12 protein-coding genes and 2 other annotated features are annotated in these 13,763 nt (G+C 49.5%); of the genes, 3 read left to right on the top strand and 9 right to left on the bottom strand.

Annotation, left to right across the window (positions count from 1 at the left end):
* Window position 1: 1 nt before the first annotated feature.
* Window positions 2–940, bottom strand: coding sequence for an ATP-grasp domain-containing protein (locus KNO94_RS12980; protein WP_214780365.1), 939 nt, complete (start codon window positions 938–940; stop codon window positions 2–4).
* A gap of 153 nt (window positions 941–1,093) precedes the next feature.
* Between KNO94_RS12980 and KNO94_RS12975 the strand changes: the two genes are divergently transcribed.
* On the top strand, window positions 1,094–2,584 hold the full coding sequence (locus tag KNO94_RS12975) for a potassium/proton antiporter (RefSeq protein ID WP_214780363.1): 1,491 nt from the start codon (window positions 1,094–1,096) through the stop codon (window positions 2,582–2,584).
* A 41-nt stretch (window positions 2,585–2,625) separates the two neighbouring features.
* Here KNO94_RS12975 and trpA read toward each other — a convergent pair whose 3' ends face one another.
* From trpA to trpD, 5 genes are read right to left on the bottom strand one after another with little or no spacing between them, the layout of a single operon-like run.
* The gene (gene trpA / locus KNO94_RS12970) at window positions 2,626–3,393 is read right to left on the bottom strand and encodes a tryptophan synthase subunit alpha (protein WP_214780361.1); all 768 of its coding nucleotides are present in this window, start codon (window positions 3,391–3,393) and stop codon (window positions 2,626–2,628) included.
* Window positions 3,390–4,577, bottom strand: coding sequence for a tryptophan synthase subunit beta (gene trpB, locus KNO94_RS12965; RefSeq protein WP_214780359.1), 1,188 nt, complete (start codon window positions 4,575–4,577; stop codon window positions 3,390–3,392). Before trpB ends, trpA begins: the two co-directional genes overlap by 4 nt.
* Entirely contained in the window at window positions 4,574–5,128 is a 555-nt protein-coding gene (locus KNO94_RS12960) for a phosphoribosylanthranilate isomerase (RefSeq protein ID WP_078147756.1), read from the bottom strand. The genes trpB and KNO94_RS12960 overlap by 4 nt, the downstream gene beginning before the upstream one ends.
* Window positions 5,104–5,865 (bottom strand): indole-3-glycerol phosphate synthase TrpC, encoded by a 762-nt coding sequence (gene trpC, locus KNO94_RS12955; RefSeq protein WP_214780357.1) that lies wholly within the window; start codon window positions 5,863–5,865, stop codon window positions 5,104–5,106. The genes KNO94_RS12960 and trpC overlap by 25 nt, the downstream gene beginning before the upstream one ends.
* Complete coding sequence (trpD, locus tag KNO94_RS12950) at window positions 5,862–6,851, bottom strand: anthranilate phosphoribosyltransferase (protein WP_214780355.1); 990 nt, start codon at window positions 6,849–6,851, stop codon at window positions 5,862–5,864. Before trpD ends, trpC begins: the two co-directional genes overlap by 4 nt.
* Window positions 6,852–6,906: 55 nt before the next feature.
* Window positions 6,907–7,134: a binding site (T-box leader), on the bottom strand.
* 48 nt (window positions 7,135–7,182) lie between these two features.
* Window positions 7,183–7,411 (bottom strand) — a binding site (T-box leader).
* A gap of 243 nt (window positions 7,412–7,654) precedes the next feature.
* Between trpD and KNO94_RS12945 the strand changes: the two genes are divergently transcribed.
* Window positions 7,655–8,968 (top strand): amino acid permease, encoded by a 1,314-nt coding sequence (locus KNO94_RS12945; protein ID WP_251125982.1) that lies wholly within the window; start codon window positions 7,655–7,657, stop codon window positions 8,966–8,968.
* Between the two features lie 86 nt (window positions 8,969–9,054).
* Here KNO94_RS12945 and KNO94_RS12940 read toward each other — a convergent pair whose 3' ends face one another.
* From KNO94_RS12940 to KNO94_RS12930, 3 genes are all read right to left on the bottom strand, one after another.
* Window positions 9,055–10,545, bottom strand: a complete 1,491-nt coding sequence (locus KNO94_RS12940; RefSeq protein ID WP_214742210.1) for a murein hydrolase activator EnvC family protein — start codon at window positions 10,543–10,545, stop codon at window positions 9,055–9,057.
* 418 nt (window positions 10,546–10,963) lie between these two features.
* Complete coding sequence (locus KNO94_RS12935) at window positions 10,964–11,329, bottom strand: DUF423 domain-containing protein (protein ID WP_214742211.1); 366 nt, start codon at window positions 11,327–11,329, stop codon at window positions 10,964–10,966.
* Between the two features lie 12 nt (window positions 11,330–11,341).
* Window positions 11,342–11,947 (bottom strand): trimeric intracellular cation channel family protein, encoded by a 606-nt coding sequence (locus tag KNO94_RS12930; protein ID WP_214780504.1) that lies wholly within the window; start codon window positions 11,945–11,947, stop codon window positions 11,342–11,344.
* Window positions 11,948–12,040: 93 nt separating this feature from the next.
* Between KNO94_RS12930 and KNO94_RS12925 the strand changes: the two genes are divergently transcribed.
* Window positions 12,041–13,678, top strand: a complete 1,638-nt coding sequence (locus KNO94_RS12925) for an ABC1 kinase family protein (RefSeq protein ID WP_214742212.1) — start codon at window positions 12,041–12,043, stop codon at window positions 13,676–13,678.
* Window positions 13,679–13,763 lie beyond the last annotated feature (85 nt).

Below are 13,763 nucleotides of genomic sequence, written 5' to 3'. Positions count from 1 at the left end.
CTTATTTTGTCGTGGTGACGTGAAGTGCGTCGCCTAAGAAAGTAGCCAATTCAAGCATTCCGTAGCATCCCGCTTTCGCTTCAGCATCGGAATTATAATTTGTATTCGTATTGACGTCGTAGGCGTAGACGTTGCTGTCTCGGTCTCGAATGATCTCAATCCCCGCAATATCAATCGCATTTGCTTTCAGGAATCGTTCGAGCTGTGGAATGATTGGGTCATCGAATCCTTCGACGATTTCGAACTTCGCCGGTGGCGTCTCACCGACCGGGCAGAACTGATCTTCAATCGAGCAGGCATCGGCCGGGCAGAGCTCGAATCCTTCCGACGTATCGACACGGACCGCATACAGGAACTTTCCGCCGATAAATTCACAGCGGGTAATATACGGTTCCGGGGCTTCGATATACTGTTGAATGAGCGTGATGCCGTCAATCGAGTCTTCGAATGAGGGACCATATACATATTCTTTGAGTCCTTCAATCGTATGGAACAATTGGACCCCAAGTCCTTTCCCTGCTCGATTATGTTTCGTGATGAATGGTGTCAAGCCTAGCTTCTCAGCCGCTTCGATGATTTGTGCTTTACCGACCGCCGCAATCGTCTTCGGCACACGAATCCCTTCACGGCGAAGCGCTGTATATTGATTGACCTTGCTCACTTCGAGGCGAATCGCGCGCGTGCCGTTAAATACAGTCCGGTCGTTCGCTTCTAACCAAGCGAGGACACCTTCCGTCAATTCAGGGGCGTAGCGATGTCCGCGTGTGTGCGAAGAGGCACTCATCCGATTATAAAAGACACCTTCCGGGGGCGTGGCTTCGAGGTCAATCGTCCCTTGGTCCAAGTGCCATAATTCATATGGCAAGTTCAACTCATCTAAACGATGAACAAGGTGGTTCGTCCATTCTTCGTTCTCATGAATGACGTGAATTTTAGACATCATCATTCCTCCTTCTATGATGTGTTTACTTTACCATATCCATAACCGACAATTCCAATGTGTATGGTTTGCCTAATCCTTAATTCTGAAATATCAGACGATTTCATGGTACAATGAACCTAAGAGTATTGTTTTAGAAAGGAAGTGTTGTGTTTGCCCGTACCTGTTATAAGTACTGATGTACTCATATTACTCTTCGGTCTACTTCTCGTAGCCGGTGTCATGGCGACGCGAATCTCAACTCGATTCGGCTTACCCGCCTTGATTTTATTTATGGGAATCGGCATGATCATGGGAAGTGACATTACCGGTCTCATCTTCTTTGACGACTCGAATTTAGCACAGTTGATTGGAGTCGCTGCCCTGATTGTCATTTTGTTTGAAGGGGGTCTTCAAACGAAATGGTCATCGATTCGGAGTGTCCTCGCACCAGCCGCCTCACTTGCGACATTCGGAGTTTTGATTACTACGACCGTTGTCGCTGTGGCCGTTCGTTTCGTATTTGGTTTCGATTGGATTGAATCTTTCCTATTCGGTGCGATTATCGGTTCGACCGACGCGGCAGCCGTCTTCGCTGCGTTTAAAGGAAAGAATATCTCACCGAAAGTCGGTGCGACTCTCGAAGCCGAGTCCGGCACGAACGACCCGATGGCGATGTTTTTGACGATTCTCGCTCTCGACTTCATGATGAAGCCGGATACGACCATCTGGGACGGAGTTTGGATGTTCGTCCTTCAAATCGTTGTCGGGGCATTAATCGGATTCATCCTTGGACAACTGTCTCGCCTCATGTTGAATCACTTGAGACTTGATTCGAGCGGATTGCATGCCGTCCTCATGATTTCTATGGCGTTCCTCACGTATGGTGTCACAGCTTACTTATTGGGAAGCGGATTACTCGCCGTCTATATCGCCGCCATGATTGTCGGAAATGCGGACACGGCGCATGAAGTGACGATCGTCCAATTCTCAGAGGCGCTCGCATGGATCATGCAGATCATCATGTTCGTCATCCTTGGGTTACTCGTCTTCCCTCGTCAACTCATCGAACCGGACTTGATTTGGAAAGGACTACTTATCTCATTCGTCCTTATGTTCCTGGCACGTCCGATCGCCGTCTATTTATCGACACTTGGCATGGCATTTACGAGAAAAGAGAAACTATTTATCTCATGGGCCGGGCTAAAGGGAGCTGTCCCAATCGTCTTAGCTACATTCCCTTTAATTGCCGGTATTGAGGACAGTCAACTCTTATTCAATGCCGTCTTCTTCGTCGTCGTGACGAGTGCTTTGATTCAAGGGACGACGTTGACACCGCTCGCTGAAAAATTGGGGTTACTCGGACCGGATAAAATCCGTTCTCCGTATACGATCGCCCTCGTCTCGAGTAAACAGTCTCAACATAAACTCGTCCCTTATGTTGTCACGGAGAGTTCTTCGATGATTGGCAAGACGCTAGCGGATATCACACTCCCACCAAACACTGTCGTGAACGCCATCGTCCGAAACGAATACTTGATTCCACCGAATGGACAGACATCCATCGAAGAAGGCGACCTTTTATATGTGCTCGCTTCGATGTATCGTCATGATCAACTCGACCAAACATTTGGTGAAGATGGGCTAGACCGAGTGGAATTATGAGTAAACGAATAACCGGCGCCTCATTTGAAGCGCCGGTTTTCTTATGCGTGTAAGTGTTTTGCTGATTGAATCAACGTCTCAACATCTTCTGTCCGTCCTTCATGAAGTGCCTCGACGATGAAACTCCCGACGACGACACCGTCACACGCTTGTCCCAACGTCTGCACTTGCTCCGGACGATGGACTCCGAATCCTGCTAAGACGGGAACACGTGACTGCTCAGTCAATCGAGTTAAGTAGGCGAGAAGCTCGTCCGGGAATACATCCGCTTTCCCGGTCGTTCCTTTGAGCGTGACCGCATACACGAATCCTTCTGCTTTTTCTAAGATGGACGTTGTCCGCGCCTCACTGCTCGTCAACGTAACGAGCGGAATGACGGCGACGTCATGCCGATTAATATCTGCGAATAACTGGAGACTCTCCTCAAACGGAAGGTCAGGAATAATGACCCCGCTCACCCCACATTCGTTCGCCCGATCAAAGAACAGTTGGACCCCGAACCGAAACACTGGATTCAAGTAGGTCATCAAGACGATTGGAACGTTAAATTGATCATTTCCTTCTATTAAATGGTTCAATACCATTTCAAGCGTCACACCTGCTTCAAGCGCGCGCATTCCTGCCGCCTCAATAATCGGTCCATCCGCTACCGGATCAGAGAAGGGGATCCCGAGTTCAATCGCCGTCGCACCCATCCGTTCTAGTTCCACGACGGTCGGGATGAGCCGGTCCATCCCGCCGTCACCGGCCATGATATACGGAACGAACGCCGCTCCTTCTCGCTGTCGAATCGCTGTCTCTAGTTTCATCGTGTCGCCACCTTCTCTCGGATTGTATGGACGTCTTTGTCTCCGCGCCCTGATAAACAAATCACCAGTGTATCGTCTTCTCCCATCGTCTTCGCGAGCGTCTCTGCATAAGCAAGGGCGTGTGAAGACTCCAATGCAGGAATGATTCCTTCTTGTCGGCTGAGTGCGAGACACGCGTGGAGTGCCTCGTCATCCGTGACGGCCGCATAGCGCACCCGCTCAATATCTTTCAAGAAACTGTGCTCCGGTCCTACCCCTGGATAATCGAGTCCAGCTGAAATGGAGTGCGCTTCCTCGATTTGACCCGCTGCGTCTTGCAAAACATACATGAGCGACCCGTGTAAGACACCGACTTCCCCTTTTGTGAGGGTCGCTGCGTGTTTATCCGTATCAATGCCACTTCCTGCCGCCTCGACACCGTAGAGCGCGACCGACTCATCGTTTAAAAACGGATAGAACATCCCCATGGCGTTGCTCCCTCCGCCGACACAAGCGACGACGGCATCCGGAAGGCGTCCCGTCTGTTCGAGGATTTGACGACGTGTCTCTGTCCCGATCACACTTTGGAAATCACGTACCATCTGCGGAAATGGATGCGGTCCGAGAACAGAACCCATCACATAGTGCGTATCGTCGACATGTTTGACCCAGTAACGGAGCGCTTCATTGACGGCATCCTTTAAGGTGCGACTTCCTGATTTGACAGGGACGACTTTCGCCCCAAGAAGTTCCATCCGAAACACGTTCAACGCTTGTCGCTCGACGTCGACCTCACCCATGAAGATGGTACATTCTAAATCGAGTAGTGCGCATACTGTTGCCGTCGCGACACCGTGTTGTCCCGCGCCTGTCTCCGCAACGACTTTCTGTTTCCCCATCCGTTTCGCCAGGAGCGCCTGCCCGATCGTATTGTTGATCTTATGGGCACCGGTATGGTTCAAGTCTTCACGTTTCAAATAGACATTCGTCCCGAGGCGACGACTTAGGTTCGACGCATAATAAAGTGGCGTCTCACGTCCCACGTATTCACGTAATAAGGAAGAGAATCGTTCTTGAAACTCAGGATCTTGCTTCGCCTCTTCATAAGCGACCTCTAATTCTTCGACCGCCTGCATGAGCGTCTCTGGAATGTACTTCCCACCATATTGTCCAAACTTCCCGTTCACTGGTTGTGCATACATCATAGTTCCTCCTTGGCGCGTTGAATGAACGCACGAATTTTTTCGATATCTTTCACACCGTCCGTCTCGACACCGCTCGAGACGTCGACGCCGTCTGGTTGGATGAGTTGAATCGCTTGTCTCACATTCTCCGGGGATAGCCCGCCCGCTAGCCAAAACGGACGCTGCGGCCGGTCGATTGCGCCCCAGTCTAACACCTGTCCACTTCCCGGATTCGGATGATCCATCAATCGTACATCTGCCGTCTCCTCGGTCGACGCATCGATGATGGGCAATCCGAAGATACGGAGTTGTTCCATTGACTGCGTCCGATGGTGAATTTGTAAATCCGTCAGTCCCACATTCAACGTTTCCTCAATCTCTTCCATTGAAGGACTTAAAAACACACCAACGATTCGAACCGATTCCGGGATGTGTGCGGCCAGTGTCTTCGCAGTCGCCACGTCGATTTGACGGGAACTCGGGGCGAAGACAAACCCGATTGCATCCGCTCCCGCCTCGACCGCCGCCTCAACAGCTTCCTTTGTTTTTAGTCCACAGATTTTAACGAACATGTTTTCAACTCCTCGAGTAACCGGGTCGGGTCCTCTTCACGCATGAGTGCTTCCCCGACAAGAATGGCGCTTGCCCCAGCTTCTTGTAAACGCGCAGCCGCCTCGACCGAACTGACCCCGCTCTCGCTGACGAATGTGACCTCAGGATAGCGTTTCATCAAATCAATCGATGTTTCGAGGGATACCTCGAACGTTTTTAAGTCTCTGTTATTGATGCCGATCAACACGTCATCAAGTTCGAGGGCGATGCGCAACTCCGCCTCATCATGTACTTCCACTAAGACGTCGAGACCGATGGAGCGCGCATATCGCGTCAACTCCTGAAGACGTGTCGGATGGAGTGCCGCCACGATAAGAAGTGCCACACTCGTACCGTAATGCTTCGCATAGTCGAGTTGTCGTTCATCGATGATGAAATCTTTACAGAGCACCGGGATGGTGACGACATCGGCGACTTGTCGCAAATCGTCAAACGATCCATTGAAATACGTCGTGTCTGTCAAAACAGAAATCATTGTCGCACCAGCTTTTTCATATTGACGCGCCCGTTCGGCGACGTCGACCGTTTCCCGAATCATTCCTTTCGAGGGGGACGACCGTTTGATCTCTGAAATGATATGGAATCCATCACTCATCACATGTAAGAGAGAGATCGGCTTCGTCACGGGGACATCGATGGGCTGCATGTCACTCACTTCTTCCATTTTCGTTCCGATGATTTTTGTTAAATAACTCATGCTTCGACCTCCGTCCGTTGTAAGTTTTGTAATATGCGTAAGGCGTGTCCTTCATCGATGCTTCGTTTTGCCTCTTTCACTCCTGCACGAAGCGTCGCGGTCGTGCCATACGTGCAAAGGGCAAGTGCCGCGTTCAATAAGACGACGTCGCGTGCCGGCCCCGTCTCTCCGTTCAATACGGCGACGAGGGTTGCGGCGTTCTCTTCTGGTGTTCCTCCACGCAGCGCTTCGAGGGGCGCCCGCATCAAGCCGACATCTCGTGGGTCGACCGCATAACGCGCTGTCTGTTCCCCATCAAAGAAATACACGTCGTTCACACCGGCGAGGCTCGCTTCATCGAGTCCACCTGCACCATGGACGACCATGCCGCGCTCGACGCCGAGATGACGCATCGCGGTCGCCATCTTCTCGAGTAACGATGGATGATAGACACCGACAAGTTGTCGTTTCGGGCGAAGTGGATTCGTCAACGGGCCGATTTGGTTGAAGATGGTCGCAGTGGCGAGTCGTTTTCGGACCGGCATGACATGCTTCATAATCGGGTGGACATGCTGGGCGAAGAGAAAACTCAAGTTCGTCCGTCTCAAGTCAGCATGTACCTCCTCTGCCGTTTTCACGATCGGAACGTTCAATGCTTCTAAGACGTCCGCGCTCCCTGATCGGCTCGAGACGCTTCGATTTCCGTGCTTGGCGACCGGTATGCCGAGACCGGCTAGGACAAAGGCGACGGTCGAACTGATGTTGAACGTATGCGCCCCGTCGCCGCCCGTACCACAAACATCAAGGACGGGTAAATCGCTTTGGGGGAACTGTGCCGCTTCACGGATGTATGCCGCGAGACCTGCCATCTCTTCTGCTGTCTCCCCGCGCTCTTTCATCGCCAGCAGCACCCGTTCGATTTGCGCTTCATCCGCTTGGAACATCTCGCTTGCTGCCACTTTCATATCTGCTGTTGATAATGCGTTTGTCTCCAATTGTTGAATCATCGTCGGTTCCCCCTCTAAAAATGTGTATAAAAAAACTCCACACGACAGTCGTCGTATGGAGGACGGTTCAAGACCGCGGTGCCACCTCTCGTTGATTCTGAAGAATCCACTCTCCGATGCAATCACATCGTATCCCGATAACGGGGGAAACCGTCACGACCTACTCTCTTCAGCCATGCTCTCATGAGCCCATTCACGCGGACGCCTCGGTCAGGATCTCACCATCCCTGACTCTCTTTACGAAACGTCTTCTCGCGCTACTCTTCTCAATCCTCGATTTGTGTTATTGAAACGAAAAAGGGGTCACTCGTCTCCTCATAGCTTACGCTACAAGAAGGACGAGTAACCCCGTGGTGCCACCTTCGTTGGTTCTACAGAACCCACTTCACGGACAATCATCCGCTTCCCCGTGATAACGGTGGGTAACCCGCTAAAGCCTACTCAAATTTCGGTTTAGAGCTCAGAAGTCCATTCGCGACGTCCCATATACTGATTCGCACCAACCATCAGCTCTCTGTCATACAGGATTCGTCGTTACTTCTCTTCGTCGACGCCTTTATTCGTTTCAGTTAAGTTAACTCGTACTATACAGGGCAGATGAATCCATGTCAAATAAAAAAAATCCAAAAAACTTTGCCTCTATATGTGCACCCCGAAATGGATAACCTTCACCGGTTTTTCGAATTGACATTGTTTTTTTTCGTCTGCTATAGTCGTCCACAACAACATTTCACTCAGCTAAAGGAGAATCGTTTTTGGAAACAAACAAACTAAAACGCGAGCTGTCCACCCGGCAACTTACGATGATTTCCCTCGGGAGCGCCATCGGAACCGGGCTGTTCCTCGGAAGCGGTCTCGCAATTCAAACCGCTGGCCCGAGCGTGCTCGTCAGCTATGCCATCGGGGCGTTCATCGTCCTCTTACTCATGGGTGCTCTCGCCGAAATGACGGTCGCCCATCCAACATCCGGATCATTCGGAACGATTGCCGAGCGATACGTTCATCCACTCGCCGGTTTTCTCGTCCGTTACTCTTACTGGGTCGCAAACGTACTGGCTGTAGGAGTTGAAGTCAGTGCCATCGCCATCTACATGCGCTACTGGTTCCCAGATGTGAACGGATTCGTTTGGGTCGCCCTCTTCGGCGGACTACTCATTTACGTCAACGCCCGTCACGTTCACACGTTCGGAACGACCGAATACTGGTTATCCTTCATCAAAGTATCTGCCATCATCCTATTCATCGCCCTCGGTGCCGCCACATTGTTCGGCGAACCAGGATCACCGATTGAGTCCATCACGACAGGAAACGAAGGATTCTTCGCATTCGGCTTTTACGGAATGTGGGTGACGATTTTCATCTCCCTCTTCAGTTTCCTTGGAACCGAACTCGTCGCTGTGACAGCGGGAGAAGCGAAAGACCCGGACCAGGCTGTACCACGTGCTTTACGTGCGACTGTGTTCCGTCTAACGTTCTTCTATGTCATCACGCTCGCGATCATGCTCATGCTCATCCCATGGCAGCAAGCAGGGATTGACCAAAGTCCGTTCGTGCTCGTCATGGAACAGTTTGATGTCCCGTTTGCGGCAGGCATCCTCAACTTTGTGATTTTAATCGCTGCCTTGTCGGCGATGAACGCACAACTCTATGCATCGACACGCATGATGTACTCACTTGCGGAAGCTGGTGATGCACCGAAAGCGTTCAAAAAAATTAGCAAGAACGGCATCCCGACGTTCGCGTTACTCGTCTCAACGGGAGGGATTGTCCTTGCCGCGCTCTTACAAGTATTTATGGAGTCGTCGTATCCATTCTTGATGGGAATCTCGATGTTCGGAGCCATTTTCACATGGTTCATGGTGTTCGTCTCCCACTTGTTCTTCCGTAAGAAATGGACTGGACGAAAACTTCCTGTTCGCATGATGGGGTATCCATTCCTCCCATTGCTCGGAGCAGTATCACTCTTCAGTCTGATGATCACAACCTGGTTCACAGATTTCAACATCTTGTTGAAGTTCGGCGTACCATGGTTGATTGGATTAACCATCATCTATTACGTACGAGAACAATTGCGTAATAAACAAGGTCGCTCACAAAATATTGAAAAAGCCAATTAAGTCTTCTCCCTCCGTCTTGATACGGAGGGATTTTTTATGCAAAAAGAGTTCCTTTCGCAATCGAAAGGAACTCGCAATTTAAGGCATCAGAAGAACTGACGCGGGTTGACGGTGCTTCCTGCGCTCGTTGCCGAGTACGAGTAGCCACCTTTGTGGATTTCAAAGTGTAAGTGTGGACCTGACGAATTACCAGTACTTCCTAACGTCCCGATATTCGACCCTTGGGTCACACGTTGCCCTGAACTGACAGATACTGATGTCATATGTGCATATACCGTTGTCCAAACTTGGCCGTTGATGACGTGGGCGATCATGACGTGATTCCCATATGCCCCGCCCCAGCCTGCACGAATGACCGTACCTGTAGCTGCTGCATGAATCGGTGTACCAACAGGTCCTGCGATATCTAAGCCATTGTGGAACGAGTATCCGTAAGCGCCGCTCGCTGGTCCCCAGCCTTGTGAGTATCGACCTGAAGCCGGTTGAATAAACATCGAGCTAGATGGAGCTGGCGTAGATGTCGTTGGTGCCGGCGGTGGAGTCGGCTCAGGTTTAGGGGCTGGCGCCGGTGCCGGTTTTGGTGCAGGTGTCGACGTCTTGTTTGAAGATGACGAAGACGTGGTATTAGTCTTATTGTCTTGTTTTTGTTGTGCTGCTTGACGAGCCGCTTCTGCTTTTCGTTCAGCTTCGGCCTGACGTGCTGCTTCCGCTTGTCGTGCAGCTTCTGCTTGACGCGCTTCTTCCGCTTTACGTGCCGCCTCTTGACGAGCTGCTTCTTCCGCACGTCGACGGGCTTCCTCTTCTTCACGACGTTGCGCTTCGATTTCAGCGGCAATCGCCTGTTCTTGCGCCTCTAACGTCGCTTCAATCTCTTGAAGGTCGAAGATTTGCGATTCGAACTTGATGTTTTTTTCCTCAAGTTCTTTAATACGTTTTTCGCGTTGTTTCATTTTCTTTTCAAGCTCGGCTTGACGAATTTCGAGTGCTTTTTGTTGTTCGAGCAGCGAGGCACGCTCTGCTTTCAAGTCGGCCTGTGCTTTTTTCAACGACCGTTGTGTCGCTTCATAGTCGTCAAACAATTCTTGGTCACTCCGTTGAATCGTTCCAGCTGTGATCATGCGTGTGACGAGGTCTGAAAGATTTTTCGACCCAAAGATAAACTCGGCCCAGTTGATTGAACTACCACCATTTTTTTGCATCGTGGCCATCCGTTCTTTCATCATTTCTTCTTGGGCTTTCATTTTCTCTTGGTAGTCTTTAATATCAGCTTCCAAATCCTCGATTTTCATTTCAGTGCGTTTGATTTCTTGGCGCTTCATAGCGACATCGTTGATGATGTCTTGTAACTGCGCGTCCATTTTATTGACCTCTGCCTGAACTTTCGAAATCTCTTCTTTGTTCACTTCGATTTTTGATGAAGTATCGGCTTGGTCTTTCTTCACGTTATTTCGTTTTTCTTGCACTTTTTGTTGTTGTTCTTGTTTTTCTTTAATTGACGTCGATGCATCCGCAACTGTATGTGTGCTGATCAGCATCACACCTAGCGTCAGCGTCGAGACTGTGCGTTTCCAATTCATGAATGAGGTACATCCTTTCTAAAATAACAAACCTGGGTACCAGCGGAACTACATATTTTAAGCCGTTTCAGTATGTAACAAAAACGATCGATTCGTTGAGTTTCAACACGACTAATTATATCTAACTGTTAGATATTTTCCTGTTAAAGTTATATTTCAATTTTATTACGCACAAACAATAGCGTCGCTAACGAATACGCACCACTTATTATGTATCAATATCTTTTTCAACTTCCCTTTTTGACATCTTTCTGTAATGTTTTATGTAAATAGAGAATGCTTTACCCTATTTTCAAATAATAAATATAGGAAGTATACATCCACTTTCCAATTGATGGGATGGCTCATCATAAAAAAATCCATGCCTCGCTTCATGTGAACATGAGCAAGACATGGACGTTACATACATATGCTATTTTTATAGTTTCGTTGCACCAACGATGACAAAAATCCAGGCGGCGATGAATAAAACGCCACCAATTGGTGTCACAGCTCCCAGTTTCGTGATTCCCGTCAATGCCATGACATATAAACTTCCCGAGAAAAAGAGAATCCCAGCAAACATGAGCCAACCGGCCACGTTAAACTGGCTGATGCTCACACGCATGAGCAGTGACGCGATCCCTATGATTCCGAGCGCATGAATCATGTGATAGAGCACACCCGTCTGCCAGTTCGCTAACATATTCGGTGATAGTCTCTCTTTTAACGCATGCGCACCGAATGCACCGAGTGCCACGCCGAGTGCCATTAACCCGGCACCGATCATTAATAAGATTTTCATTTGTTTTCCCCCTTATCTGACTTTTCGTGCTGGTAAATTCCACTTCCGATAGTAGGATATCACTCGAAGTGTCGCGACGCCAATTAAAAGCGCATAGACGGCAAGGCCACCTTCGAGCTTGAAGTAGTACGTAATGACCGCAATGAGAATCGCCCAAATCGCATACACCTCAGACTGTAAGACGAGTGGCTTACGTCCAGCTAGTAAGTCCCGGACGACCCCACCCCCGACCCCAGTCAGGACAGCCGCTGCAATCGCAGCGGATAGAGGTAAATCAAGCTTGATGGCGACCTGCGCTCCTTGGAAGGCGAAAGCGACGAGACCAATCGCATCGACAATCACGCCCCAGCGCTCCCAATGTGGCAAGACGACACTTGGTAGCAGGAAGATGAGGAGTGCGACAAGAAAACATAAAATAAATAAATCATTCTGTTGCCAAATCAAACTGACGGGGTTTCCTAATAGAACGTTTCGAATGGCGCCACCACCAAATGCAGTAATAAACGCGAGGAGCCAAACCCCAAAAATATCGTATTTTTCATCCATCGCAATGATGGCTCCGCTCGCCGCGAACGCAATCGTTCCGACGACGTTGAGCAATTCCCACTCCATGAACATCCCTTGCCCTTTCTTCAACGCATTGTATGGTAAAGTATAGTTACAAAAATTCAGGTCAGTCGAGCGACTGTCGTAAAGGATGTCGGTATTACTATGAAACGTATCGCTTTGTTCCGCATATGGATTATCGTCACCATGTTCGCACGATTCATCATCCGGCTGTACGCCTTTTCACGCAAACAACAACAAGGTGTCGCCACGACCGAAGAATATGAAGCGCTCATGCTCAAGCTCGCGCGCGAGTATAAACGAAACGCACTACGGCTCGAGGGTCTATTGATCAAACTCGGTCAATTCCTATCCATTCGTGCAGACTTACTGCCACCGGCCGTCTTAAACGAATTATCCGAGCTCGTCGACCGTGTCCCGACATCCGGTTGGGATAAGTCACGTGCGATTCTTGAAGCGGAATGGGGTGTCCCATACACCCAAGTCGTCAAAGACGTCGGCATCGATGCCGTCGCATCCGCTTCAATCGGTGAAGTATACGGCGCTACACTTCTCGAAAACGGCAAGCGGGTCGCCATCAAAATCCAGCGCCCGAATATCGAAAAAATCATCCGAACCGACTTCCGAGCCATGCGGATTGTCACGTCGATGTTGAAGCGGACATCCCTCGCAAAATCAACCGACTTAGATAGCTTATATCGCCAAATGATTTTTGTCATCGGGGATGAGTTAAATTTTCAAACCGAATTAAAAAATGCCTTATATTTCAAAGCCAAATACGCTGACAATCCAGATGTTTATATCCCGGATTATCATGAGCATCTCTGTACAAATCGCGTCTTGACGATGGATTGGGTCGATGCACGCCGTATTACCGATCTCGCCTTTTTAAAAGAAAACGACATTGACCGTTCCGCTCTAGCAGAACGTCTGTTCACACTCGCCGCCGAACAACTGTTATTCGGTGGACAGTTCCATGCCGATCCGCACCCGGGTAACGTTCAGATTCGGGCAGATGGCACCATCATTTTGCTCGACTTTGGCATGGTCGGTCAGACGACCTCACAAGATATGGCAACAATCCGAAATATCCTACAAGCGTTCATCTCGCTCGACTATGACAGCATCGTCGACGGATTAGAAGATTTACGTTTTCTCTTACCAACGGCGAACAAACAAAACATTCGCCAAGCGTTGGAGAAGGCCGTCACGTTTTATTTAGAAACCGATATCGACACCGTCGATACAAAATTGATCGAGAAGGTGTTACAAGACATTCAGTTACTCGTCAAAAACGAACCAATCCAACTACCCGCAGAGTTTGCCTTCTTCGGTCGGGCCGCTTCGACTTTACTTGGAATTCTACAAATTCTTGATCCGAAAATTGACCTATTTACACTCGGGAAACCTATTGTCATCGACTGGCTTGAGGAAGATGGAACGACCTTACAGAATCGTTATGTGAAGACCGGGATCAATTATGCGAAAAAGTTATTGAACGTCCCACCCCTTCTCGACAATTATTTAAAAGAACCGACACGAAAACGCCTGTCGGAGCAAGCGATGTTCCAGCGAAACATGGAATCAAAAGAACTCTTGCACCGTCAGACGTTCAATGCCATCGTCATTTTACTTGGTTTACTTGTCGGCCTACTCGGCTACATCCGACCAGATGAATGGCTCTTTTGGTCAGGTGGTGTCGTCTCCGTTTTGGCTTATTTCAATTGGAGACGCCTCGGACGAAAGATTCGTCATTTGGCACGCCAAGATTTTCGAGTTTGACACTCCCACGGCTAAAGCCGCAAGCTCACCCTTCGGGATGAGTGGGATTCTGAAGTGCTTGTGCGAGCGCAGTCCATTTCTGTTT

Source organism: Exiguobacterium sp. s22 (genome assembly GCF_018617455.1).
Lineage (GTDB): Bacteria > Bacillota > Bacilli > Exiguobacteriales > Exiguobacteriaceae > Exiguobacterium.
The sequence above is the reverse complement of the archived record's forward strand: the minus strand, read 5'-3'. Positions and strand labels throughout refer to the sequence as shown.